The 23,282-nt window shown below is 67.0% G+C and carries 18 protein-coding genes; 5 read left to right on the top strand and 13 right to left on the bottom strand.

All coding sequences use genetic code 11. From position 1 onward, the window contains the following. Nucleotides 1-11: 11 nt before the first annotated feature. From BIZ42_RS00310 to BIZ42_RS00350, 9 genes are all read right to left on the bottom strand, one after another. Nucleotides 12-1,667, bottom strand: a complete 1,656-nt coding sequence (locus BIZ42_RS00310) for an acetolactate synthase large subunit (RefSeq protein WP_070425160.1) — start codon at nucleotides 1,665-1,667, stop codon at nucleotides 12-14. 164 nt (nucleotides 1,668-1,831) lie between these two features. Then, nucleotides 1,832-2,995 carry an MFS transporter gene (locus BIZ42_RS00315; RefSeq protein WP_237393543.1) on the bottom strand — a complete coding sequence of 388 codons (1,164 nt, stop codon included), beginning with the start codon at nucleotides 2,993-2,995 and terminating at the stop codon, nucleotides 1,832-1,834. 119 nt (nucleotides 2,996-3,114) lie between these two features. Then, nucleotides 3,115-4,020, bottom strand: a complete 906-nt coding sequence (locus BIZ42_RS00320) for a LysR substrate-binding domain-containing protein (protein ID WP_070425162.1) — start codon at nucleotides 4,018-4,020, stop codon at nucleotides 3,115-3,117. Between the two features lie 52 nt (nucleotides 4,021-4,072). Beyond that, nucleotides 4,073-5,008, bottom strand: coding sequence for a hypothetical protein (locus tag BIZ42_RS00325; RefSeq protein ID WP_156785656.1), 936 nt, complete (start codon nucleotides 5,006-5,008; stop codon nucleotides 4,073-4,075). A 111-nt stretch (nucleotides 5,009-5,119) separates the two neighbouring features. Then, entirely contained in the window at nucleotides 5,120-7,351 is a 2,232-nt protein-coding gene (locus tag BIZ42_RS00330; protein ID WP_070425164.1) for a TonB-dependent receptor, read from the bottom strand. 247 nt (nucleotides 7,352-7,598) lie between these two features. After that, entirely contained in the window at nucleotides 7,599-8,597 is a 999-nt protein-coding gene (locus BIZ42_RS00335; protein ID WP_070425165.1) for a dipeptide epimerase, read from the bottom strand. 184 nt (nucleotides 8,598-8,781) lie between these two features. Beyond that, nucleotides 8,782-10,251, bottom strand: coding sequence for a serine hydrolase (locus tag BIZ42_RS00340; protein ID WP_070425166.1), 1,470 nt, complete (start codon nucleotides 10,249-10,251; stop codon nucleotides 8,782-8,784). 37 nt (nucleotides 10,252-10,288) lie between these two features. Continuing rightward, the gene (locus tag BIZ42_RS00345; protein ID WP_070425167.1) at nucleotides 10,289-11,911 is read right to left on the bottom strand and encodes a D-aminoacylase; all 1,623 of its coding nucleotides are present in this window, start codon (nucleotides 11,909-11,911) and stop codon (nucleotides 10,289-10,291) included. Then, nucleotides 11,908-13,050, bottom strand: coding sequence for an alpha/beta hydrolase (locus tag BIZ42_RS00350; RefSeq protein ID WP_172838018.1), 1,143 nt, complete (start codon nucleotides 13,048-13,050; stop codon nucleotides 11,908-11,910). Before BIZ42_RS00350 ends, BIZ42_RS00345 begins: the two co-directional genes overlap by 4 nt. Nucleotides 13,051-13,267: 217 nt before the next feature. On the opposite strand from BIZ42_RS00350, the gene BIZ42_RS00355 reads away from it, so the two are divergent. The 4 genes from BIZ42_RS00355 to BIZ42_RS00370 are packed head-to-tail and all read left to right on the top strand — an operon-like array spanning nucleotide 13,268 to nucleotide 17,928. Then, complete coding sequence (locus tag BIZ42_RS00355) at nucleotides 13,268-14,620, top strand: TolC family protein (protein ID WP_235318882.1); 1,353 nt, start codon at nucleotides 13,268-13,270, stop codon at nucleotides 14,618-14,620. Continuing rightward, complete coding sequence (locus tag BIZ42_RS00360; protein WP_070425169.1) at nucleotides 14,613-15,629, top strand: efflux RND transporter periplasmic adaptor subunit; 1,017 nt, start codon at nucleotides 14,613-14,615, stop codon at nucleotides 15,627-15,629. Before BIZ42_RS00355 ends, BIZ42_RS00360 begins: the two co-directional genes overlap by 8 nt. Then, nucleotides 15,626-16,813 carry an ABC transporter permease gene (locus BIZ42_RS00365; protein ID WP_070425170.1) on the top strand — a complete coding sequence of 396 codons (1,188 nt, stop codon included), beginning with the start codon at nucleotides 15,626-15,628 and terminating at the stop codon, nucleotides 16,811-16,813. The genes BIZ42_RS00360 and BIZ42_RS00365 overlap by 4 nt, the downstream gene beginning before the upstream one ends. Next, on the top strand, nucleotides 16,810-17,928 hold the full coding sequence (locus tag BIZ42_RS00370) for an ABC transporter permease (protein WP_070425171.1): 1,119 nt from the start codon (nucleotides 16,810-16,812) through the stop codon (nucleotides 17,926-17,928). Before BIZ42_RS00365 ends, BIZ42_RS00370 begins: the two co-directional genes overlap by 4 nt. Nucleotides 17,929-17,960: 32 nt before the next feature. On the opposite strand, the gene BIZ42_RS00375 is transcribed toward BIZ42_RS00370, so the two are convergent. Next, the gene (locus BIZ42_RS00375; protein WP_019183696.1) at nucleotides 17,961-18,317 is read right to left on the bottom strand and encodes a YkgJ family cysteine cluster protein; all 357 of its coding nucleotides are present in this window, start codon (nucleotides 18,315-18,317) and stop codon (nucleotides 17,961-17,963) included. A gap of 161 nt (nucleotides 18,318-18,478) precedes the next feature. On the opposite strand from BIZ42_RS00375, the gene BIZ42_RS00380 reads away from it, so the two are divergent. Beyond that, nucleotides 18,479-18,883: a response regulator gene (locus tag BIZ42_RS00380; RefSeq protein ID WP_070425172.1), complete on the top strand. Its 405-nt coding sequence runs from the start codon at nucleotides 18,479-18,481 to the stop codon at nucleotides 18,881-18,883. 96 nt (nucleotides 18,884-18,979) lie between these two features. Here the strand turns inward: BIZ42_RS00380 and BIZ42_RS00385 are convergent, their stop codons facing one another. The 3 genes from BIZ42_RS00385 to BIZ42_RS00395 are packed head-to-tail and all read right to left on the bottom strand — an operon-like array spanning nucleotide 18,980 to nucleotide 23,282. Continuing rightward, nucleotides 18,980-20,251, bottom strand: a complete 1,272-nt coding sequence (locus BIZ42_RS00385; RefSeq protein WP_070425173.1) for a carbohydrate porin — start codon at nucleotides 20,249-20,251, stop codon at nucleotides 18,980-18,982. Beyond that, on the bottom strand, nucleotides 20,248-21,645 hold the full coding sequence (locus tag BIZ42_RS00390) for a c-type cytochrome (RefSeq protein WP_070425174.1): 1,398 nt from the start codon (nucleotides 21,643-21,645) through the stop codon (nucleotides 20,248-20,250). Before BIZ42_RS00390 ends, BIZ42_RS00385 begins: the two co-directional genes overlap by 4 nt. Next, nucleotides 21,642-23,282, bottom strand: a complete 1,641-nt coding sequence (locus BIZ42_RS00395) for a GMC family oxidoreductase (RefSeq protein WP_070425175.1) — start codon at nucleotides 23,280-23,282, stop codon at nucleotides 21,642-21,644. Before BIZ42_RS00395 ends, BIZ42_RS00390 begins: the two co-directional genes overlap by 4 nt.

Raw genomic sequence — 23,282 nt, forward strand, 5'->3', positions numbered from 1 at the left:
AGGGATGACGATCAATCACAGCCCACGTCCGGCGTGCGGTTGCGCAGTTCATCGACCAGCACGCGGGTGTTCTCGGCATAGTCGATCGGTACATCCAGCACGTGGACGCCGCCGCCGGCGAAAGCGGCCTCGATCATCGGCACCAGCGCTTCGACCGCGGTCACCCGGCTCCCCTTCGCACCGTAGGCTTCGGCATACTTCACGAAATCCGGATTGCCGAAGCGCATGCCGAAATCGTCGAAGCCATCCACCGCCTGTTTCCAGCGGATCATGCCGTAGGCGCTGTCGTTGAGGATCACCACCACCAGGTTGAGCCCCAGGCGTACCGCGGTTTCCATCTCCTGGGAGTTCATCATGAAGCCACCGTCACCGCATACGGCCATGACGCGGCGCTGCGGGTACAGCATGGCTGCCATCATCGCCGACGGCAGGCCAGCGCCCATGGTGGCGAGCGCGTTGTCCAGCAGCAGCGTGTTGGCCACGTGCGTGCGGTAGTTGCGGGCGAACCAGATCTTGTACATGCCGTTGTCGAGACAGACGATGCCGTCGTCCGGCATGGACTGGCGCACGTCGTGCACCAGCCGCTGCGGCGTGACCGGGAAACGGTCCTCTTCGGCGCGGTCGTTGATGCGGGCCAGGATTCTTTGGCGCAGGGCGATCATGCCCTCGTCCGCAGGCAACCGCCCTTCCAGCCGTTCGGCCAGGGCATCCACCGAAGCCCCGATGTCGCCCAGCACTTCGATATCCGGCTGGTAGACCTGCTCCACGGTCGCGGACTGGAAGCTGATGTGCACGACCTTGGGTCCGCCGCCACTCTTCATCAGGAACGGTGGCTTTTCGATGGTGTCATGGCCGATGGCGATGATCAGGTCGGCGCGGGCGACCGCCTCGTGCACGTAGTCGCCCTCGGAGAGCGCGGCCGTGCCCATGTAGAGGTTGGAGCCGCCGGTGACCGCGCCCTTGCCCATCTGTGTATTGAAGAACGGCAGGCGCGTGCGCGCGACGAATGCGGAGAGTGATTCGGCAAGCCATGGCCGGCTGCCCGCCGCGCCGATCATCACCAATGGGCGTTTGGCGGCCAGGATCGCCGCTTCCGCCCGGTCGAGCGCGGCAGAGGGTGCGATGGGACGTTCCAGCGGGTGGATGGGGATGACGGGCACATCCTCCACCTCCTCACCTGCGACATCCTCCGGCAGTTCCAGGTGCACCGGCCCGGGGCGCTCTTCCATGGCCACCCGGAACGCATCGCGTACGGTGGCCGGAATGGCGGCCGGGCTGACGATCTGGCGCGTCATTTTCGTGAGCGGCTTCATCGACGCCACGATATCCACGATCTGGAACCGTGCCTGCTTGGCGCTCATGACCGGCTTCTGGCCGGTGATGAGAATCATCGGCCACGCGCCCAGGTGGGCATATGCCGCGCCGGTCGAGAAATTCAGTGCGCCGGGGCCGAGCGTGGCCAGGCATACGCCGGGCCGGCCCGTCAGCCGGCCGTGGGTGGCTGCCATGAACGCGGCCGCCTGCTCGTGGCGGGTGAGCACCAACTCGATGCGCGAGGTCCGGAGCGACTCCAGGAAGTCCAGATTCTCCTCGCCCGGCACACCAAAGATGCGGTCGACGCCCTCGTTTTCCAGCGCCTTGACCAGTAGATCCGAGCCCTTCTGCATAGCTTCGATCCTTGCGGTGAAGTCAGGGTCACTATACCGGGGCGGATGTCGCTGCCGTGTGGCCGCCAGCGCGGGCACCGTGACGCGCGGATCGAAAAGATCCTCGGGAGCAACTACGCCCGGCTGTTCACGGAGGTATGTGGATGGGGGCGCTCGGTCGCTACTCAGCCGGTTGAGGCTGCCGGCGCGCGCATCCCTCGCTTCTGCAGATACAACACGACTGCCGCCAGCGCCGCGGCCACGGCGCCTGTCAGGGGTACCGAGGCCAGCGTCGCGTAGCTGATCGTGAGGCTGCCCAAGGCACCGCCCAGCGCGGTTCCAAGGTTGAACGAGGCGATGTTCAACCCCGCGGCCACAGAGCTGTAAGCGGGGATGAGCCGTTGGGCCTGCCTGAGCAGACGCAGGGTCAGCAGCGTCACGATCGAGAAGAAGCAGATGCCCAGCGTGCCGATCAGGAGCATCATCAAGGCTGGGATACGTGCGAAGCCGTAGAGCCCGATCAGGTTCAACGCCAGCGCGATCAACGCCAGCCGGAGGCTGCGATCCCCGTCCATCGCATCGCCCAGCCATCCCCCGAGCAGATTGCCTGCGATCGCGCAGGTGCCGAACAGCAGCATCCCCAGGCTCAGCCACTGCACATCCACAGCGGTGATCTGCTGCAGATAGGGCGAGACGAAGGTGAAGAACGAGAACGTGGCGACACTGACCAGCGCGCCGATGCCGGCCGTCGTCAGCAGCTGCGGATGGGTGATGGCCTTCACGCCCTTCCACGCACCGCCCCGGGATCGGGTGGAGCCGGCATGGCCGCTGGGCATGCACAGTGCCAGCCCGAGCATGCCGGCCACACTGAGCACGCCAATCGCCATGAAGACTACGCGCCACGACCACGCGCTGCCCAGCCAGGTCCCGATCGGCACGCCGAAGGCCAGCGCGAGCGTCAACCCGATCCACACCACTGACAACGCTCGGCCGGACCGCTGCGGGTCCACCAGCCGGGTCGCCGCGTCCGAGGCTACCGCCATGAACACCCCGTGGCCGAGGCCGACCACAAACCGAATGACCAGCAGGGTGACCAGGTTCGGCGAGGCGCTCATCAGCAGGCTGCCCAACGCCAGCAACGCAGTGGCCAGCAGCAGGATCTGCCGGTCCCGCCAATGGGCGACCAGTGCGGTGATGAACGGCGCACCGATGGCAGCGCCCAGGGCATAGGCGGCGATGGCCGTCCCGACGAGAGAAATCTGCGCGCCCAGGTCGTCGGCAATGGCGGTCAATATGCCGGCGACGACGAATTCGGACAGACCGAACGCAAAGGCGCACAGCGAGAACACGTAGATGGCAGCAGGCATGGCGGGTCCTTCACAGCAGGGCCGCAGAAGCCTAGTGCCTGGCCATGCGCGGGTGAAGGACGGGTTTCATACCGCAGCAAGACGCCGCGCGTCTCGTCACCTCAGGGCGGAGAACGCGTCTGCAGGACTGCCTGTAGCAAGCGGTCGCGGATCGCTGACGGCCGGGTTTCGTTCCACGCCATCAACAGGTCCAGCCGTGACGCTTCCTCCGGCGCATCCACCTGAAGCGGCCGGAACACCACATCCTCGCGGGCCTCCATCGCCAGCGAAGCGGGGAGCAACGCGATACCGAAGCCGGCGGACACCAGCGCGATCAGAGTCTGCATCTGCCGGCCCTGCTGCACGATATCGGGCACGAACCCGGCGGCCTGGCACAGGCTGATGAGCTGGTCATGAAATCCTTTGCCGAGTGACCGTGGCGAGGCGACGAACGCCTCCTCCTTCAGCGACGCAAGGTGGATGCCCGGTTCCGCGGCAAGGCGGTGGCCGGCCGGCAGCGCCACGCAGATCGGTTCGCTCAACAGGCGCTCCATGCGCAGGTGCGGCGTCGTGGTGCCCGGCGTGCGCATGAAGCCAATATCCGCCCTGCCCTGTTCCAGCGCGTTTACCTGCTCCTGGGTGGTGGCCTCCAGCATCGTGAAGGCTATGCCCGGGTTGAGCGCTCGAAAGTGGCGCAGCGCCTGCAGCAACACGGCATACGGGGCGATGTTGATGAAGGTCAGGGTCAGATGGCCCTCGATGCCCTGGGCCACCCGCTGCGTTTGCGCCACGCCCGCTTCCAGCGACTGCAGGGTGCGGCGGGCGGTATCGAGAAATGCGGTTCCGGCCGGCGTCAACGCCACGCTGCGGTGCGTCCGCACGAACAGCGGCGTGCCCAAGGCGCTTTCGAGCCTGCGGATGGCCTGGCTCAGCGGCGGCTGCGCCATGTGCAGCCGCTCGGCAGCGCGATTGAAATGCAGTTCCTCGGCGACCGCGATGAACTGTTGGAGCAGGCGGGTCTCGATCACTGAAACGCCAGACCTCGTGAATGCCGGGATTGAGCCGGCCCAACATAGCAAATCACGGCTTTTCCGACAGATCCCGCGTGGCGTCCGCGTCCATCAGCTCGCGGCGCTGCGCCTCGATCCAGGCATCTCCGGCAGCCCGTGCGTCCGCATCGAGCGCCTTGTTCTGCCGGTCGTTCTCCTGGTACTCGGCCCACACCTCCGGCGTGATCGTCTCCAGTTGATGATCAGGCCGCAGCTGGATCGAGGGGGCATCCCCCATGGACACCGTAAAGCTGTCCAACAGCCATTGCCGGCGCAGTTCAGGGGAGGCATGCAGAAGGTCAGGCTCGGCGTAGGTGTGCATCGGCAGTGCCTGCTCGGCAAGCGTGGTATCGGAGGAAATCCGCGCCAGCTTGACGACCAGACGCTCATGGTCGCGATCTTTCTGGTACAGCGCGGCGACGTCGCCATCGATCCACAGGACGTACCAATACCCCGCCATGGGATGGACCTGGAAAGGGTGTTCACGGATCAGGATGAGATCGCTGCGGTCGTCGTAGAGCGCGCGCCACCCTGCAGGTGCCGGGCGAATGCCGCAGTCGACGGTGCCCTGCAGGATCGTCTGCAGCGTCGCCCTGCCCCCGCTGGCGGAGAGCCGCGTGGTCCAGCAGCGGGAGCTGTCGCGGTTGTGCGATGCCATCAGGATCGCGCCTTCGTCCAGCACCACCGCATCGGCATGCACGAACTGGTCGTCTGTGGCGTCAGGGTCCTGAAGGAGCGTCGAAAAAGCCTTGTCCGACAGCTTTTTGCCGTCCACGTAAAGCTCGTACGTCGTGTAATGCTGATACTTGCTGACGTTGATATCCAGCCGGCTTTCCGTAACAGCCACCACCTTCAGCGTGCCCGAGGAGAACACGGTTTCCCGCGTCGTTCGTGCACATCCGCCGACAAGCAGCGCTGCACACAGCAGCACCACGCAAGGCAGGACGGAAAAGCTTCTGACGTTCATCACGCTGCGGCCTGCGGCTGGGAGAATCTGACCCGTCCAAGCATAGCCGCTCCAGCGCCGCGTATCGGCCAGTACGGCACCCGTGGGTGCCGCACCGCCCTGCCCGTTCGGTCAGAAGCTGTAGTCCAACGACACACCCACCGTGCGCGGCTGCATCATCACCGCATTCCAGCGCCGGTACTGCTGCGCACCGGCCGCAGGAATCGTCCTGCCAGCCGCCACGTAGATGTCCTTGTTGGTGAGATTGGTGACGAAGAAGCGCACGGTCGTGTTCTGGCTGCTGACTTCGGCGGTCAGGTCCACCGTGGTGTAGCTGGGCAGGTCAAAGGACTGTGTCGATGCCACCGATGCCGCACGCTCGCCGTAGTAGCGCAGCGCGCCGCCGACGCTCCAGCCCCAGTCGCCACGCGTCGGGAACTGGTAATCGGCCTGCAGGCTGCCGGCCCATTCGGGCACCTGCGGCAGCTGGGCACCGGATTCGGCCTGGTTGGGGCCGCCCGGGCGGGCCGGCGGAATCGGTGCGGTCAGCTTGGCATCGGTGTAGGTCAGGCTGCTGCTCAGGCGCAACCCATCGATGGGCATCAGTGCGCCGGTGAACTCAACGCCCTGGCTGCGTGCTTCGCCGCCATTGACGCCATAGGAGATGCCCTGGGCGGTGAGCAGATTGAGGCGGATGTCATCCCAGTCGATGCGGAACGCGGCCACTTCCACCAGCGCACGACGGTCCCAGAAGTGGCTCTTCAGGCCGGCTTCGTAGTTGATCAACGTGTCCGACTTGACCTGCGCGGGGACTTCCGGCGCGGCCGGCAGGATGGGGTTCGGGCTGCCGGCGCGGTAGCCCGTGGCTACGCGCACGTAGGCCATGGTGTCCTCGCCCAGGAACAAGCGCGGGCTGGCGCTCCAGGTGGTCACGCTCTCGGAGGATTCGGTGATCCGCTGCACCCCGTCACCGCCCAGCGGGCCGCCGAGGGTCTGGCGGAACTCCTGGTCATTGCGCGCGTGGCGCACCCCCAGGGCCAGATCGAAGCGGTCGGTGAATTTCCAGGTGGCGTTGCCGAACAGCGCCTTCTCTTTGTAGGTGGTCAGCACCGAGGCGGTGAACAGGTCGAGCACTGGGTTGAAGGCCGGGCTCAAGGCGCTGCCGCGCTCGATGTAGGCCGCGTCTTCATCGGTGTAGAACGCACCGAGCTGCCATTGCAGGCGGCTGTCGCCCTTGGAGGTCAGGCGGAATTCCTGGGTCCACTTCTTCAATTCGATATCCGTGTCCAGGCCGGCGTATGCCATGACCGGGCCCACGCCGGGTTTCTGGCCGAGCAGCGGAATGTACTCGACCGACTGGTCCTGCAGGCGCCAGGAGTTGGATTTCATCCAGCTGCTGGCCGAGGTGAAGTCGGCCCAGCCCACGTCCCAGTCCACTGTCAGGCCGTACACGTCGTACTTGATCGTGCTCGGCTGCAGGAACAGGTACTCGTTCGAGTAGCCCGGCAGCTTCGGCTTGAACGTGACCGGGTCCAGTGCCACCGTCGCGAAATTGTCGCCCTTGTTTTCCTGGCGCATCGCCGTGAGCAGCACGTCCACCGTGTCCGAGGCTTTCCACAGCAGCGAGAGGCGGCCGGCGTTCTGGTACACGTCGTTGGTGTCGCGGCGATGCAGGACGCTGTTGTCGATCCAGCCCGGGCTGGTCTGCTCGGCATAGCTGGCGCGCAGGGCCAGCTGCCCCTTCACCAGCGGCACGTTGACCGCAGCGCGTTCGGAATGACCCACCCGTCCACCATCGTCAACGACGCGCATCGTCGCCCCGGCGCGGCCCGCGAAGTACTCCAGGTCCGGCCGCTTGGTGACGTACTTGACCACCCCGCCCAGCGCGCTGGCACCGTACAGCGTGCCCTGCGGACCGCGCAGCACTTCCACGTTCTGCACATCGTAGGGAAGCAGGTCGAACATGCCCGAGGTGGCGCCGGACAGCGAGCCATTCGCGGTCAGTGGTACATCGTCCACGTAGATAGAGGTCGAGGCGGTGTTGCCCATCGGGGTGATGCCGCGGATCGAGATCGTCGAGCGGCCCGGCGCGCCGAGACTGGTGATCTGCAGGCCGGGGACCAGGCCTGCCAGGTCATTCATGTTGTTGACCTGCAGGCGATCGAGCTGCTCTTCACTGATGACGCTGATCGACATCGGGATGTCGGTCACCACTTCCACGCGTTTCTGCGCAGTCGCGGTGACCGTGCCCAGCGTATGCACGTCATCGCGCTCGGGATTCTCGGCGGCGACCTGTGCCAGTGCCGTGGCGCTGCAGCCCAGGGCCAGGATGCCTGCAGCGCAGGCCAGCGACAACGCGTTCATTCGGAGCGAACAGTGACTCATGGTGATGAGACCTCGGTAGCGAAGCTGGGAGCCCACGGCAATGGGCACGGAATGCGGCAGTCAGGGCACCCCGGCGTTCTGGGGTGGGGGCCGGCCTGGCAATGACGCTCCTGGGGACGAATGGCTGGCTACAAGCCCATTTAGGACACAATAGTCCTGTTCCGAGAACTGTCAATCCTGCGACGCAGCATTGACATCAAACCGTGCGCCAGGCGCGCCCCGCGCCTCAGCGTGCGGCGCCCCAGACGGCCTCGTCGCACCAGATCGTGCCGTCGCGATAGACGACCCCAGGCGTGCGGTCCTGCTTGAGGAAGGTGGGGCCATCCAGATCGACGAGATGGCACAACTGCCCGACCACGAAGCCCGGCGCGGCGCCCAGGCTGCTGCAGACCATGCAGCCGACCATGACGCCCAGATCCGCTTCGCGCGCGGCTGCCGCGATGAGCAGCGCCTCGGTGAGGCCGCCGCACTTGTCGAGCTTGATGTTGTAGACGTTGAAGCGACCCTTCAGGCCGTCCACGTCGGCCAGGGTGAGCGCGCTTTCGTCCGCGGCCAGCGGAATCGGGGAGACGAATCCATCGAGGTCGGCCTCGCGCCCGCGGGCCAATGGCTGTTCGATCAGCGCCACACCGGCGTCCACCATGGCGGTGGCCAGCCGGTCGAGATCACCGATCTGATACCCCTGGTTTGCGTCGACGCCCAGCCACACATCCGGCCGTACCGCGCGGATGGCCGCGACGCGGGCGATGTCCAGGTCGAGATCGCCCGTCAATTTCACCTTGATCGAGCGCGCCTGACGGTAGGCCACAGCGGCCGCCGCCATCGCGGCCGGCTCATCGGCGCCGACCGTGAAGGTTGTCGGCAGTGGACGCGGTGCCTCGAGCCCTGCAAGCGCCCACACGGGCGTTCGCGTCTGCCTGGATTCCAGTTCCCACAGGGCGGCATCGACCGCGTTGCGCGCGCCGCCGGCCGGCAGGATCGCACGCAGTTCCTCGCGCGTGGGATGCGCCTGGATCGCATCGCGCGCCGCTTCCAGCTGGATGCGCATGGTCTCCACGTCTTCGCCCAGGTAGTAGACCCCGGTCGCCTCGCCACGCCCGATGTGCGTGCCGTCATCCAGGGTGACGAGGACGGCCAGGCGACTGTCGAACACGTGGCTGGAGATGCGGAAGGGTGCCGCAAGGCGCAGGGCGTCGACGGCGATACCGAGTTTCAGGCGGGGCATCAGACGTGCGCCCCGGTTGCGGCGCGGTCACGCGTCAACGCGGGCATTCCCAACAGCTGGATCAAGCACATCTGGTTTCCCTGCCTCATGGTGAGTAATTCTCACATTGAGACATTAATTCTCTCATACGAGAACTGTCAACGGGCGCCGGGTTCGGCGCCCTCCTCTTGCCCTGCTTTGCTGCTTACTGGGCGGCGGGACCGGCGGTAGCGGCGGTAGCGGCGGTGGCGGCGGGCGCAAGCGCGGCCGCGATCTCCGAGAGGTACTTGTTCCAGTCGAACTTCTGGCCTTCGGGCGTCCAGCCCAGGCGCACGATCACCGCATCCTGCGAGGGAATCACGGCCACGATCTGGTGGTTATGGCCCATCGCCATGAAGGCATCTGTTGAGACATCCTGTAGCACCTTGCGTCCTTCTCCGCCGGCCTCGGCCCGGTTCAGCCACAGCTGCGCGCCGTACGAGGGGCGCGAAGAGGCCGGGGTCGGTGTCACCGCGAGGTCGAGCCATTGCTGCGACAGCAGCCGCTTGCCGCCCGCCTCGCCGTGGTTTAGATGCAGCAGTCCGTACCGCGCCCAATCGCGTGCCGTCGCGTACCCGTACGAGCTGCCGACCAGCACACCCGATTCATCCGGCTCGATCAGTGCACTGCGCATCCCTGCGGGCTCGAACAGCCGCGTCTGTGCAAAACGGGTCATGCCTTCCAGCGTCCCACCGGTGGCCTCGAAGACGATCCGCGACAGGATGTTGGTCGTGCCGGACGAATAGCTCCAGAAGGTTCCCGGCGCGTGCTCCAGCGGCAACGCAGCGGCAAGCGCCCCCATGTCGCCGGCCTCGAACAACATCTTGATCGAGTCGTTACCGGGCTTGTAACTCTCCACGAAGGTGAGCCCGCTGGACATCGTCAGCAATTGGCGCAGCGTGATCGCGCCGCGCGGGTCGCCGGCGCCCTTCCACTCGGGCACCGGTGCCGGCTCGTCCAGCTTGAGCACGCCGTCATCGACCAACAGGCCGACCAGCGTACCCATGATGCTCTTGGTCGCCGACCAGCCCAGCATGCGCGTGCCCTGGTTGAAGCCGGGCGCATAGCGCTCGGCGACGATCGCCCCGCCCTGCACCACCACGATCGCCCGCGTGTCGGGATAGCCGCCGACGTTCTGCTCATCGAAGGCAGCGCTGACCGCGGCATCGAGTGCGGCCCGGTCAAGTTTCGCTTCAGCCGCCGCCTGCAGCGCAGGCACGGGCGTGTCGCCCTGGGGCCAGGGGCGCGCCGACAAGAGAGCAAGCGGTTTGAGCCGCCCCGCCTGCGTCTTGAGGGCCTTCAACGGAACATCCCCGGTGGTCAGGGTGCAGCCGACCGCCGGGCGATACAGCGCGGTACGGGTCGGCGTACCGGGTGCGGAGGCGGTGACCGTCCCGGCCTTGCGATCCACTGACAGCGCGACCGTTCTGGTGAAAGGCGCCAGCGCATGCACGTCATCGCGCAGGACGTCGGCTTCGGTGCGGTTGGCCACGAAAATGCCGGCGCACGCAAGCTGCGCCGAGACCGCGGTACCCAGATCGTCCGCGCTGGTGATCGGCGGTGCGGCCGCCAGCACCGGCGCGGAGGCGGCGAGCGCCAGGGCCAGAACGCTGCAGCGGGAGGAGTATCGAATCATGAGGTGGGTCCTGAAGTTGGTGTGGCGCGCACGTGGATCAGCGCGTGTGGCAGGCGTGGCGCAGCGCCGAGCCCGCCCGGGCGCCGGTGTGCCTGCCACCCTCGAAACTCACCACGCCGTTGACGATGACGGTCTCGATGCCGGTCGGCGCGCCGGCGGGTACATCCCAGCTCGCCACATCATCCAGCGCGTCCAGATCGAACAGCACGATGTCCGCGCGCATGCCCTCACGGATCAGCCCGCGGTCGCTCAAGCCCATCCGCTGCGCGGGCCAGCCGGTCATTTTGCGGACGGCATCCTCCAGCGTCAGCACCTGGTTCCGCTTCACATACTCGGCGATGATCCGCGGGAAGGTGCCGTAGGCGCGCGGGTGCGGCAGGCCGATGGCACCCTCGCTGCCGTAGTTCACCGCCGCCGCGGCATCACTGCCGATGCTCACCCAGGGCTGGCGCAGCGCGAGCTGCACATCCTGCTCGCTGATCATGAAATACAGCGCGACCGCGCGGTTGGGCAGCCCTTCGAGCGCGATATCCCAGGCCGCATCGGCCGGGTCCAGATTCAGTTCGGCACCGATCTCGGCCAGCGTCCTGCCGTGGAAGCGCCGGTACTTGTCGCTGAAGCTGTTGGCCAGGCGCACGTTCTGGAAACCGCCCGAGGCGTGCACCAGGTTCGACCAGCCGGGCATCGATCCAGCGGCGACTTCCTTCTTCATGCGTTCGCGTACCTTCGGATCGCGCACGCGCTCGATGCCCTTCTCGAGCCCATCGGCCCAGACCCAGCTCGGCGCGATGATCTCCAGCCCGGTGCCGCCGGCGGTATATGGGTACAGATCCGCGGCGACATCGACACCGCGGTCGCGCGCCGCATTGATCGTGGCCAGCGCCTGCGGCATCAGCTTGCCCCACTCCGGTGCATAGGCCGCCTTCAAGTGGAAGATCTCCACCTTCACACCGCCCTTTTCACCGATCTCGATCGCTTCTTCGATCGCCTTGACCACGCCCTCGCTTTCGTCACGCATATGGGTGGCGTAGAAGCCATCGCATTGCGCGGCCACCTTGGCCAGCGAAATGAGATCCGAGGTGCTCTGGAAGCTGCTGGGCGCATAGATCAACGCGCTGGAGATACCGAACGCACCGGCCTCCATCGCGATCCTGACCTGCTCGCCCATGGCATCCAGCTGCTTGCGGGTCGGGGCACCGGCGGCATCGCCCATGACATGCACGCGGGCCTGGGTAGAGGAGTAGTAGGTGCCGAAGTTGACCGCGATGCCCTGCGTCTCCAGCTGCTTGAAGTATCCCGGCATCCCCGCCGCAGGCACCGGCGGTCCGCCCTCGCCGCCGATCAGCGTGGTCACGCCCATGCGGAGCTTGTTCTCCGCGGCGCCATCCTTGAGCAGCGCCGCGCCGGACTGGTCCATCATGTCGATGAAGCCAGGCGACACATAACGCCCGCGCGCGTCGATCTCGCGGGTGCCGGTCCCCGGCACCTGGCCGACCCGTGCGACCCGCCCGTCCTTGACCGCCACATCGGCACGGACCCAGGGGTTGCCGGCACCGTCCAGTACGCGGCCGCCACGGATCACCAGGTCATAGTCGGCAGCAGCCGCATGGGCGGCGAACAGCATCGACACACCGGCCCAGAGCAGAGTGCGCTTCATCATTTCATCTCCTTGTCGGTACGCGCGTCTGCACGCACGTCATCCACGACCTCACGAACCGCGTCCACCACCCGATCCGGCTGATCGATCTGGATGTAATGGCCGGCGTCGCTCACGATCTGTTGCTGCCCGCGGCTGGACATGGCGGCCTGCTCGGAATGCAGGGTGCGCCATTCCTGCTTGAACCGGGCGCCCTCCTCCGCAGTCAGACCCATCTTTTCCAGCTCCTCGGGCTTGAACGGCTTCAGCGCGGTCAGCACGATCACCGGGCGATCGCCAAACGAAGTGACCGCGCGGGCATCGTCCATGGTGCTGTCGAAACCATCCACTTCGGCGGTCGCGCCCTTGACCGAGGCACTGGAGAAGGCGGTGATCTCCGCCGCCTCATCCTCGGGGCGGGGACCATGATCGGCGCGCGAGAACAGGAACCGCACCAGGCCGGTCCGCGACAGTGCCGTCGCGGTATGCATCAACAGCGACACCTTCTTCGGGTGGACATTGATGCTGACCACGCTGCCAAGCCGGGCGATCTGATCTGGATGCGAGGGGTCGACCATCACCAGCCCGGCGACCTGATCGCCGTAGCGACCCACATAGGTCCTGATGTAGGGCCCGCCGATCGAATGGCCGACCAGCACCAGCGGATCGGTGATGCCGGCGCCCTTCAACAACGCATGCAGGTCATCGGCCACGGCCGATGCACGCTGCGGGGAATCCTTTGCGTCGCTGCGCATGATGCCGGCACGGTCGTAGGCGCAGGCGCGGGTAAAGCGGGCGATCCGGTCGTGCACGCGGGTCCAGTCGAGCGTGCCGCCTGTGCCCAGGCCGGATTCGAAGATCACCGTCGGCGAGCCGCTGCCCCGGCACTCGATATGCATCTGCCGCCCGCCGATGTCGACCATCTCGCCGCGCAGCGGATGCGCGTCCGCCGCGTTCCGGCGCGCCAGCGCCTCATACACGACGCCCACCACGGTGAGGAGAATCACGAGCGCCAACAGACCCAGCAGGATCCACTTCACCCATCGCCAAAACCGCCGCCAACCCTTTACTGCTGTCATGTCGTGCTCTCTTGAAGGGCGTACTGAAGCGCGTATCGCCCCGCGGTTCCGGCTCGCGCGGCGTTCAAGGGAGGACCACCCCATGCGGCAGACAATCATCCCGAATGGGATATAAACGTCCTGATAGGAGAATTGTCAATGTGCAGTGCGCCACTGTCCGGGCTCCCACGGTCACCGTTGTGAAGACCCGCACTTCACGCGACGCACACTACCCTCTTGCCGTCACACCCCACGGAGCTGCCCCCTCGTGAGCCGGCATTGGCCGCCAACGCGCGCGTTAAAAGGACTTTCCAGTCTCTCCCTGCTGTTTTTCAGTGGCCTGGCCATCGCCCAGCCCGCCCCGGGCGCCGCCGCTATCCCCGCGCTGGACTGGCAGCAGTCCCAGCAGCGGCTGGAGCAGGTCTCCGATGCGCTGGCCGCCGCCGACGCGTCGGTGCGCAACAAACAGGACCTGCAGGACGCCACCCGCCTGTTGCGGTTGCCGGAAATCACCGGTGAAGTGCGCCGCCTGCAGTTCCAGAAGACCCTCACCCTTCCCTTGGGTTCGCTGGCCCCGGTTGCCGAAGCCTTCGGTATCGATTCGCCGCTGCAGTTCACCGAGCGCGATTGGCGTACCCGCCCGGTGGTGACCGCGGTGCTGCCGCTGTATACCGGCGGGCTGATCCCGGCGGCGCAGCAGGCGGCGGCCGGCGCGACCGACCAGGCCAGTGCCGAGCGCGAGTCGCAGCGGCAATCGCTGAGCGTGCAGCTGGCCCAGGCCTATTTTGGTCAGCGCCTTGCCGAGCAGGCCGTCGATGTGCGGCGGGATGTCCGCGATGGCCTGCAGCGCCACCTCGACGACGCCTTGAAGCTTGAGCGCGAGGGCTTTGCCACCCGCGCCCAGCGCCTGCAGGCCAACGTGGCCCGTGACAAGGCCGAGCGCGATTACCAGAAGTCGCTCAACGATCTGCAGACCCTGAAGGCAGCGCTGGCCACCCTGCTCCGCAGTGGCGGCGAGGTCCGCCCGGTGTCGCCGCTGTTCGTGCATCGCGCGCCGATCGGTGCACTGCCCACTTTCGAACGCGAGGCCCAGGCCCGGCAGCCGCAGATCGCCCGGCTGCGCGCCCTGGTGGCGCAGGCCGAACAAGGCGTGCGCGTGCAGCAGGCCAAGCTCAAACCCACCGTGTTCCTGTTCGGCCAGTACGATTTCCGCCGTCGCGACGAGATGCTGACCGATCCGGACTGGGCGTTCGGCATCGGCCTGAAGTACACCTTCCTCTCGCCCAGCTCGCGCCCGGCCCAGATCAGCGCCGCCCGCGCGCAGCAGGAGCAGGCTGAAGCCGGCCTGCGCGAGGCCGAGAACCAGGTGACGCTGGGCGTTCGCAAGGCCTGGTACGAACTGGACACCGCCCGCCAGCAGTTCCTGTTGCTGGACAGCAGCATCGAACAGAACCGTGAGAACCTGCGCCTTCAGGAGCTGGCGTTCCGCGAAGGCCAGGCGACCTCGCTGGACGTGATCGATGCGCGGCTGGGGTTGGGGGGCGCGCAGGTGGAACGCGCGCAGGCCGCCTATCAATACGACGTAGCGCTGGCACAGCTGCTGGAGATCAGTGGACAGATGGACCGATACGAAGAATTCCGCCGCCGGGGCGACGAGGTGATCGCGCATGAATGACACATTGCAGGCCGCGGCCGACGCGCCGCCGCCGAAGAAGCGCAAGGCGGGCATCCTCATTGGCCTGGCCCTGCTGGTCGTCGTGGTGGTCGGCCTCTGGCTGGCCTGGCGCACCCCGGCCGAGCAGCTGCAGGGCATGGCCGACGCCGACACCATCAACGTAGCCGCGAAGATCACCGCGCGTCTTGCCGAGCTGAAGGTGCGCGAAGGCGACCGGGTCAAGGCCGGCCAGGTGCTGTTCGTGCTCGACAGTCCGGAAGTGGCGGCCAAGGAAGAGCAGGCGCATGGTGCACTGGAAGCGGCGCGTGCCGTGGCCGACAAGGCCGACGAAGGTGCACGCAGCGAGGATATCCGCGCTGCGCAGGCCAACTGGAAGCGTGCCGAAGCCGGTGCCACCCTGGCCGAGGCGACCTATCAGCGCGTGCAGAACCTGTTCAACGAAGGGGTCATGACCCGGCAGAAGCGCGATGAAGCGTTGGCGCAGGCGCGCAGTTCGCGCGAGCTCTCCAATGCCGCACGGGCGCAGTACGACCAGGCGCTGGCCGGCGCCCGTGACCAGGACAAGCGCGCCGCGCAGGGCCAGGTCCGCCAGGCGCAGGGCGCGGTGGCCGAGGTCAACGCTGCCCGCGATGAGGTCAACGGCCGCGCGCCGGTGGCCGGCGAGATCAACAAGCGCATGTCCGATATCGGCGAGCTGGTGCCGGCCGGCTACCCGGTCTTCACCCTGGTCGACATCGACCACATGTGGGTTTCGGTGAACCTGCGCGAGTCGCAGATGCGCGGCCTGAAGGTGGGCAGCCGCCTGCACGGCAGCGTTCCCGCGCTGGACCGCAACGCCGACTTCGAGGTGTATTTCATCAATCCGGCGGGCGACTACGCCACTTGGCGCGCCACCCGGCAGTCGTCCGGCTATGACGTGCGCAGCTTCGAGATCCGGCTGCGCCCGGTCGCCCCCATCGAAGGTTTCCGGCCGGGGATGAGCGTGCTGTTCGCGTGGCCGCAGGGATGAACCGCCGGGCGTGGGTGGGCATCACCGCCTCGCTGCAGCGCGAGCTGCAGCACCTGCGACAGGATCGTGCCGATCTGCTGCTGGTCACCCTGCTGCCAGCGCTGATGCTGGGCGTGATGGCCTGGCTGTTCGCGGCCTCGGTGATGCGCGATATCCCGATCGCCGTCGTCGATCTGGACCGCAGCGCCGAGAGCCGGCAGCTGGCCCGGATGCTCGATGCAAGCCCCGGGGTGCGCGTGGCCAGCCAGCCGATCAGTCTGGCCGATGCGCAGTCGCAGCTGCGGCGGCTGGACGTGTTCGCCGTCGTACTGGTGCCGCGCGATGCGACCCGCAACGCCCTGCGTGGCGAACAGGGCACGGTGTTCGCGTACTACAACGCCACCTACCTCACCACTGGCCAGTCCGCCGTGCGCGACATCGTTGAAGCCGTCAGCGCCTGGAATGCGCGCCTGCTGGGCGGGCGCATCGCCAAGCAGGTGGGCCCGGCCAAGCTGCGCGCGCCGCCGATCGCGGTGCAGTCGGACATCCTGCACAACCCGGCACGCAGCTATGAGCTGTTCCTGCTGCCGCTGCTGTTCCCGGCTGTCCTGTCGCTGGGGTTGGCGTTGGCGGTTGCGGCCAGCCTGGGCCGCGAAGTGCGCGACGGGCACCTGCGCGCGTGGCTCGGTGACGCCCCGTGGTCGGCCATCGTCGGCAAGATCGCGCCCTATGTCGTGCTGTTTTCGGCCTACGGGGCGCTCGGTGTGCTCTACCTCGCGCGGGTCCGTGGCGACGGCATCGCCGGCAGCACGTTGTTGCTGATGCTGGGCCAGCCGCTGTTCTATCTGGCCTGTGCGGCGGTGGCGCTGCTGTTCGTGGGGCTCACCCGCGATATGGGCAGCGCGCTCTCCGCGATCGGCCTGAGCATCGGGACTGCCTTGGCATTTTCCGGGGCGACGTTCCCGGTGGTGGATGCGCCACTGTTCACCCGCATCTGGAACGCGCTGCTGCCCCTGACCGCCTACGTCAAACTGCAGACCCAGCAGCAGTTCGTCGGCGCCCCGTGGAGTGTTTCCCTGTGGCCACTGGGTACCCTGCTGCTGATGGTGCTGGTGGCGGGCGGCATCGGGGGGTGGCGCTTGATCGCCGTCGCGCGGGCTGCCGATCCGGGTACGCCGGGCGCGGCCTCCGGAGCCAGCGCATGAGCCGCTTCGGCACCAGCCTGCGCCTGACCCTGCGCACGGTCCTCACCGACCGCTACGCAGTCGTGCTGATGGTGGGCGCGGTGGTGCTGTACTCGTTCTTCTACCCGGCCGCCTACCGCCACCAGGTGGCGACCAACCTGCCCATCGTGGTGGTCGACCACGACCAGAGCGCGACCAGCCGGGAACTGCTGCGTCGCGTGGATGCGCTGCGCACGGTGCGCATCGTCGACCAGCCGGCCAGCATCGACCAGGCCCGGGATGAAATGGAAGCCAGCCGGGCCGAAGGCATCCTGCTGATCCCCGCCAACCTCGAGCGCGACATCCTGCGTGGGGGCAACGGGTATCTGGTGCTGATGGGCAACGGCGCCTACCTGGGCCGCGCCAGCTGGGTGCTTGGCGGCGTGGCCGATGCCCTCACCGCGTTCGCCCGGGAAGCGGCGGTGTCCCAGGCAGCCTTCATGGGCGCGCCGCAGGCACCGCCGATCACCCTGGTGCAGCGGCCGCTGTTCAACACCCAGGAGGGCTACGGCAGCGCGATCGTCCCAGGCGTGGCCGAACTGATCGTGCACCAGACGCTGCTCATGGGCATCGGCGTGCTGCTCGGCGCGCGGCGGCTGGCGCTGGGCCGGCGGCTGCGTTTCGACCTGCCGACGCTGGCCGGGATGGCCGTCGGCTTCGGTGCGATCGGCCTGCTCGGCCTGCTCTACTACGCCGGGTTCACCGCGTGGGTGCAGGACTATCCGCGCGGTGGCAATCCGCTCGGGCAGCTGCTGGGCGGCACCCTGTTCATTGCGGCCACGGTGGCGTTCGGCCTGTTCGTGGGCAGCTTTTTCGCCACCCGCGAGCGTGCGTTCCAGGTCGTCATCGCCTGCTCGATCCCGTTGTTTTTCCTGGCCAACCTGTCCTGGCCAGCGGTCACCTCACCGCCGGCACTGGTCGCGCTGGCGCACCTGCTGCCCACCACGCCCGGCATCAACCTGATGGTGCGCTTGAACCAGATGGATGCCAGCCTCAGCGAAGTCAGCCACGAAATATGGACGCTGGCGGCGCTGCTGGCGCTGTACGGCGGCCTCGCCGTCTGGCGTCTGGGCGCCCGCGCCCGCAGGTCGAGCTGAGGGCATGGCGTCCCGCACAGCCACAGTGCCCGTCAGATGAGGACCTGGCGGGTGCTGCGCAGAAACTGGTGGATCTCGGCTTCCACGCTTTCATCCAGCATGTAGACCGGTCGCTGGCCGTTCGGGCAGCGCAGCGTAGGCGTGGTCCCGAACATGCGGCAGATCAACGGCCGCTCTTCGTAGACCTCGCAGCCATTGGCGCCCAGGTACGGGCAACTCAGCGCTTCCAGGGCGGCGGCATGCTCGGCATCGCTCTTGAGCGGCAGGCGGGCCACTTCCTCGCTGGAGGCGGTGACCGGCCCACAGCAGTCGTGGCACCCCACCACGCAGCGGAACGAAGGAATCTGCTCGCGCAGCCGCTGGATCGCGTCACGGGTCGCATAGGGCATGGGAAGGGCACTCGTCAGCGTCAGCGGCTGGCCATTTTACGCCTCCGGCGGCCGCGGCGGCGGCTGCCGGCCGGCGCGTGTCAACGGACAGGCAACGGCCCTTCCCTCGTCCTTGACGCGTGCAGGCACACCATGGAGGCCTCTTCTTTTGTCCCACCCCCATGAACCGTTCCACTGTTGTACCTACAGGCCGTACCGTACTGGTTGTTGAAGACGACGCCGAGCTCTCCCGGTTGTTCATCGAAGTGCTGCAGGAGGCAGGTCATACGGCGGTCACCGCTGATTCCGTGACGGATGCGCTCAGCGCCCTCACCGGCCAACGATTCGATGCGGCCATCCTCGACGTGGAGCTTCGCGACGGATCGGTCTTCCCCGTGGCCGACCGACTGGCCGCCACCGGCACCCCCTTCCTGTTCGCCTCCGCGGTCTATCACCAGATAGTGCCACGCGCCCATCAACGGGTGCCGTTCGTGTCCAAGCCCTTCGACATCCGCGTGTTGCAGCAACGGGTGGCAGAAGCGCTGGCCACAGGACCGGGGAAAACGGGCAACGCACAGCAGGCCTAGAGCCCCAGCGAAGCCGCAGCGTCGCGACCGCACCGACCGTGCGGTCGCATGGTCCCGGGACAGAGCGCCTGCATTACGGGCGCCCTGTCGCCCCCCTCACAGCGTCGCCTGCGCCTGCAGCGTGAACACCCAGCTGTCCGGGCGGCTGTCATACGCACCCGGCCGCGCGACGTACTGCACCGCGGGCCGCAGGATCAGCCACGGGGTGACCTGCACGCCGTAGTTCAGCTCGACGAACTGCTCGTTGCTCTGCACGTCCTTGCCGGTAATGCGCTGGTACTGGGCGAGGCGGTCGGAGATGTCCAGCCGGGTCCAGGCGAGACTGAGCACGTCGTCTTCGCGCGAGGCCACGACACCGCGCCAACTCAGGCCGGCCTCCCACGAGTAACGCATCAGGCCGGTCTTTGCATCCGCGCGCGTGGCCACGCCGAACACCGACACCCCGCGCACGGTGTCGCCTTCGGGTTTGAGCACGCGCTGCGCCAGCTGGATGTAGGAGCCGCTGCGATGGGAGGCACGTGGCGCCGCCGGATTGCCGATATCGTCGGCGTTGGAGGTGTCCAGGTAGTAGCCCACCTTGTAGGTGCCGCCGTAATGCGCGGCGGTGTTGCCGTGGCTGTAGCCCACTTCGACAGGCAGGAACAGACCGGTCTTGCCACGGTCGGACACCCGGAAGCCGCTGCCGGCCTGCTTGCGCATCGGCACGACGTCATAGATGCCGGTCTGGGCGTACCAGCCGGAAGGGTCGGCCCATTTCACCCGAAGGCCCCACTGGCCGGTCGGGTTGTCGAGCCAGCCGGAACTGTAGATCGGCCCCAGCGGGTGGCCGCACTGGCCGTTGTTGTTGAAATTGCAGGTATAGGGCAGACCACCGAAGTCGTTGCCCATCGAGTAGAAGCCGCCTTTCAGGCTCAAGCGCTTGTCCAGCAGCCAGCGCTCGTAGGAGAGTTCATTGAAACGCAGGTTCTGGCCCTGCCCGTAGAAGGCCTGGTTCTGCACGTAGGAGCCGGTGGAGCGGTCGTTGACCGCGTTGCCGAAGCGGTCGGAAAAGACCACGCGCATCGTGCCGTCCACACCGAAGGCCTTGCCGGTGTCGATCAACGCGCCGACGTCGACGTGCTCGGCGGTGGACCAGCCAGTACCTTTGTAGCCGTCGCTGTTGACGCCGGTGGCGACCACGATCCGGGCGCTCGGGGTCACACCGCGGTCCTGCAGCCATATCCGGGCCGCCCACGCCGCGCTCAGTGGTGTCTGGGCGATGGTATCCACCGGTTTCGGCTTGGGCGCCTCGGCGTCGGCCGCCCAGGCCGGCATGCTGGTCGCGGCCGCCAACAGACCAAGGGTGATCAGACAGGGGGTGTATTTCATGCTGAGGCCCTCCGCAGCCTGCGTTTCTTCCAGGCGCGTCGCACCATCGCGATCACCACCACGAACGCCGCAAGCCCGAGGATGAGCAGCGGCAGCCACAGGCGTGCGATCTTCGCCAGCAAGGGCTTCTCACCGCCGTCTCGGATCAGCGCGACCTGCGCTTCCGTCACCTGATCACCGGGGCCGAAGTTGGTCCGTACATATGTCGCAACGGCGGCGATATCGGCATCGCTCAACGCCTGAACGTAAGAGCCCTCGGAGAAATGCGGCATCACCACATGCTGGCCATCCACCTCGCGGTCGATGCCGCCGATGATGGTGGCCACCAGGTTCTGGGGCCGGGTCATGCCGACGGTGCTGTTGTGCACCAGCGACGGGTAATAGCCGTCCTTGCTGCCCTCGCCCTGCGGCCCGTGGCAGCTGGCGCACAGGCCGGAATACAGCACCGCACCGGAGGTGACCGGCGCGTCCGTGCCGCGCACCGGCTGCTCACCGGGCGCCTTGGCGGCATCGCCCCAGGCGAAGGCGGCACGGGTGGCGTCCTTGTCGGCCACCGCAGGCACGGTCCGCAGGTAGGTCACAATGGCGCTGATGTCTTCATCGCGCAGCTTGGAGAGGCTGTTGGTCACCGCCTCGGCCATGCCGCCGCCGGCCTGTCCCTTGCCCTCCACCCGGCCGGTCTTGAGGTATCGGGCCAGTTCGTCATCGCTCCAGCCGCCGATGCCGCTGATCGGATGGGAGGTGATGTTGGGGGCATACCAGTCACCCAACGAACCGCCGGCGAAGGCTTTGCCACCCACCTCCTGCATCATCAACCCGCGCGGGCTGTGGCAGCTGGAGCAGTGCGCCAGCCCTTCCACCAGATAGGCGCCGCGATTCCACTGCGCGCTCTGCGCCGGATCAGGTTTGAAGGGCGTCTTGTCCAGGAACAGCAGATTCCACACCGCCATCGACGAGCGGACGCTGAAGGGGAACGGCAGCTCGGTGGTCTGCGCCTCTTCATCGACCGGCGCGACGGCCTGCATGAAATAGACGTACAGCGCGTGGATGTCCTCGTCGGTCAGTTTCGCGTACGAGGTGTAGGGCATCGCCGGATACAGATGCGCGCCGTCCTTGCGCACGCCCTCGCGCACCGCCTTGGCGAAATCGCCTTCCGTGTAGTTGCCGATGCCATGGCTCTTGGACGGGGTGATATTGCTGGCCCAGATCTCGCCCAGTGGCGAGGCGATCGCATAACCGCCCGCATACGGCTTGCCCTGCTTCGGGCTGGTATGGCAGGCCACACAATCGGCGGCCACGGACAGGTAGCGACCGCGCTCGACCGTCTCGTCGGCGCGTGCAACCTGGCTGCCACCGGCCAGCAGGCCGAACGCGATAAGGAGGAAGGTCTTCATGCGGCACGCTCGATCGCATCGGCCGCGCGCAGCGCCAGCGCAGCCATGGTCAGGGTGCTGTTGACGACGCTGGCCGAGACCATCGCGCTGCCACCCGGCAGCCACAGGTTCGGGTGGTCATGCGCGCGGCAGTCGCCGTCGACCACGGAATCCCGGGGGTCGGCACCCATGATGGTCGAGCCCATGATGTGGTTGTTGGCGTTGAGCGCCGTGGTGATGACGAACTCTTCGGCATTGAAGAGCTTGCCGATGTGCCGCAGCTGCTCGCAGGACTTGTCGTAGCCCTTGCGCGCGTAATCGCCCAGCGAGTAATGGATGTCCGGGCAGGCCAGGCCATGACCATCGACGCGGGTCCTGGAGAGCGTCAGGCGGTTGCTCGGATCCGGCAGCGGCTCCAGGCTGATCGACAGGTCCACCCCGTAGATAGAACGGCGGCGGATTTCCGCATCCAGCGCCTCACCGGCCAGCCCCATCTTCAAGGCCTGGTCGGTGGCGATCGCCACGCGGCTGATGTTGTTGAGGATGATCTTGGTCGCCGAGTACTCCGAGCGGAACGCCCCGTCGCGAGGCCCGACCATGCAGCTGGACTGCGCCGGACCACGTCCCAGCCAGATCGGCCGGTCGGCAATGAAGGAGCAGTGGAAGCCGGAGTGGTCCAGCATGTTGCGGCCGACCTGGTCGGAGGAATTGGCAATGCCGTTCGGGTTCTGTTCGTTGGCGGCCAGCAGCAACAGGCGCGGTGTTTCCAGCGCGTTGCAGGCGATCACGAAACTGCGGCCGGTGGCCTTGTGGCTCACCTTGTCGCTGTCATACCAGTGGATCGCGGTGACCCGGTTCTGGTCGTCGGTATCGATCCTGTACGCCACCGATTCGGCCAACACTTTGGCGCCCAGCGCCTCGGCGGCCTGGACGGTGTGCACGCCGTTGTACATCGCCCCGATCGGGCAGATCGGCTGGCAGTTGTTGTTGCCGCAGCAGGCAGGCCGGTCATTCCACGGCTTGATCATGCGCCCCTGCGGAATCGGGACCAGGTTGTAGCCGTGCGGATTGACCACCTCGGCGAACACCTTGTCGCCGTTGCCCCACGGAATCATGTCAGCCAGGTAGGGCTTTGAGCGCTCCGAGGGACTCTGCTGCGCCGGGTCGTTCGGCCCGGACACGCCCATGGCCTCCTCGGCACGGCAGTAGTACGGCTCGATGTCCTCGTAACTGATCGGCCAATCGCGACCGACGCCATAGGCCGATTGCATCTTGAAGTCGACCGGGAGATGGCGCCAGCACGACGCCGCCCAGTGCCAGGTGGTGCCGCCGACGGCCTTGATGAAGCCCTGATGGAAGCTGCTGGCATCGGGCCCGGTCAGCCCGACGTAGTCGTTGGCGGGGAAATACAGCGGCGCCGTCGCGAATTTCGATTGCGGAAATGGCCCCTGGAAGTCGCTGCCGATACGGCGCTCGAAACTGACGTTGCGCCAGTTCTCGACCACATCGGAGCGGTTCAAGCGGGGCCCGGCCTCGAGGACCAGGACCGATTTGCCGGCGCGCACCAGCTGGTGGGCGATCAATGCACCGACGACGCCCGAGCCGACGATCACGACGTCGGCATCGACGTCGCCATCACGGAAAACCGGAGCTTTCAT

The sequence above is a fragment of the Stenotrophomonas sp. LM091 genome (assembly GCF_001806305.1).
Classification (GTDB): domain Bacteria; phylum Pseudomonadota; class Gammaproteobacteria; order Xanthomonadales; family Xanthomonadaceae; genus Stenotrophomonas; species Stenotrophomonas bentonitica_A.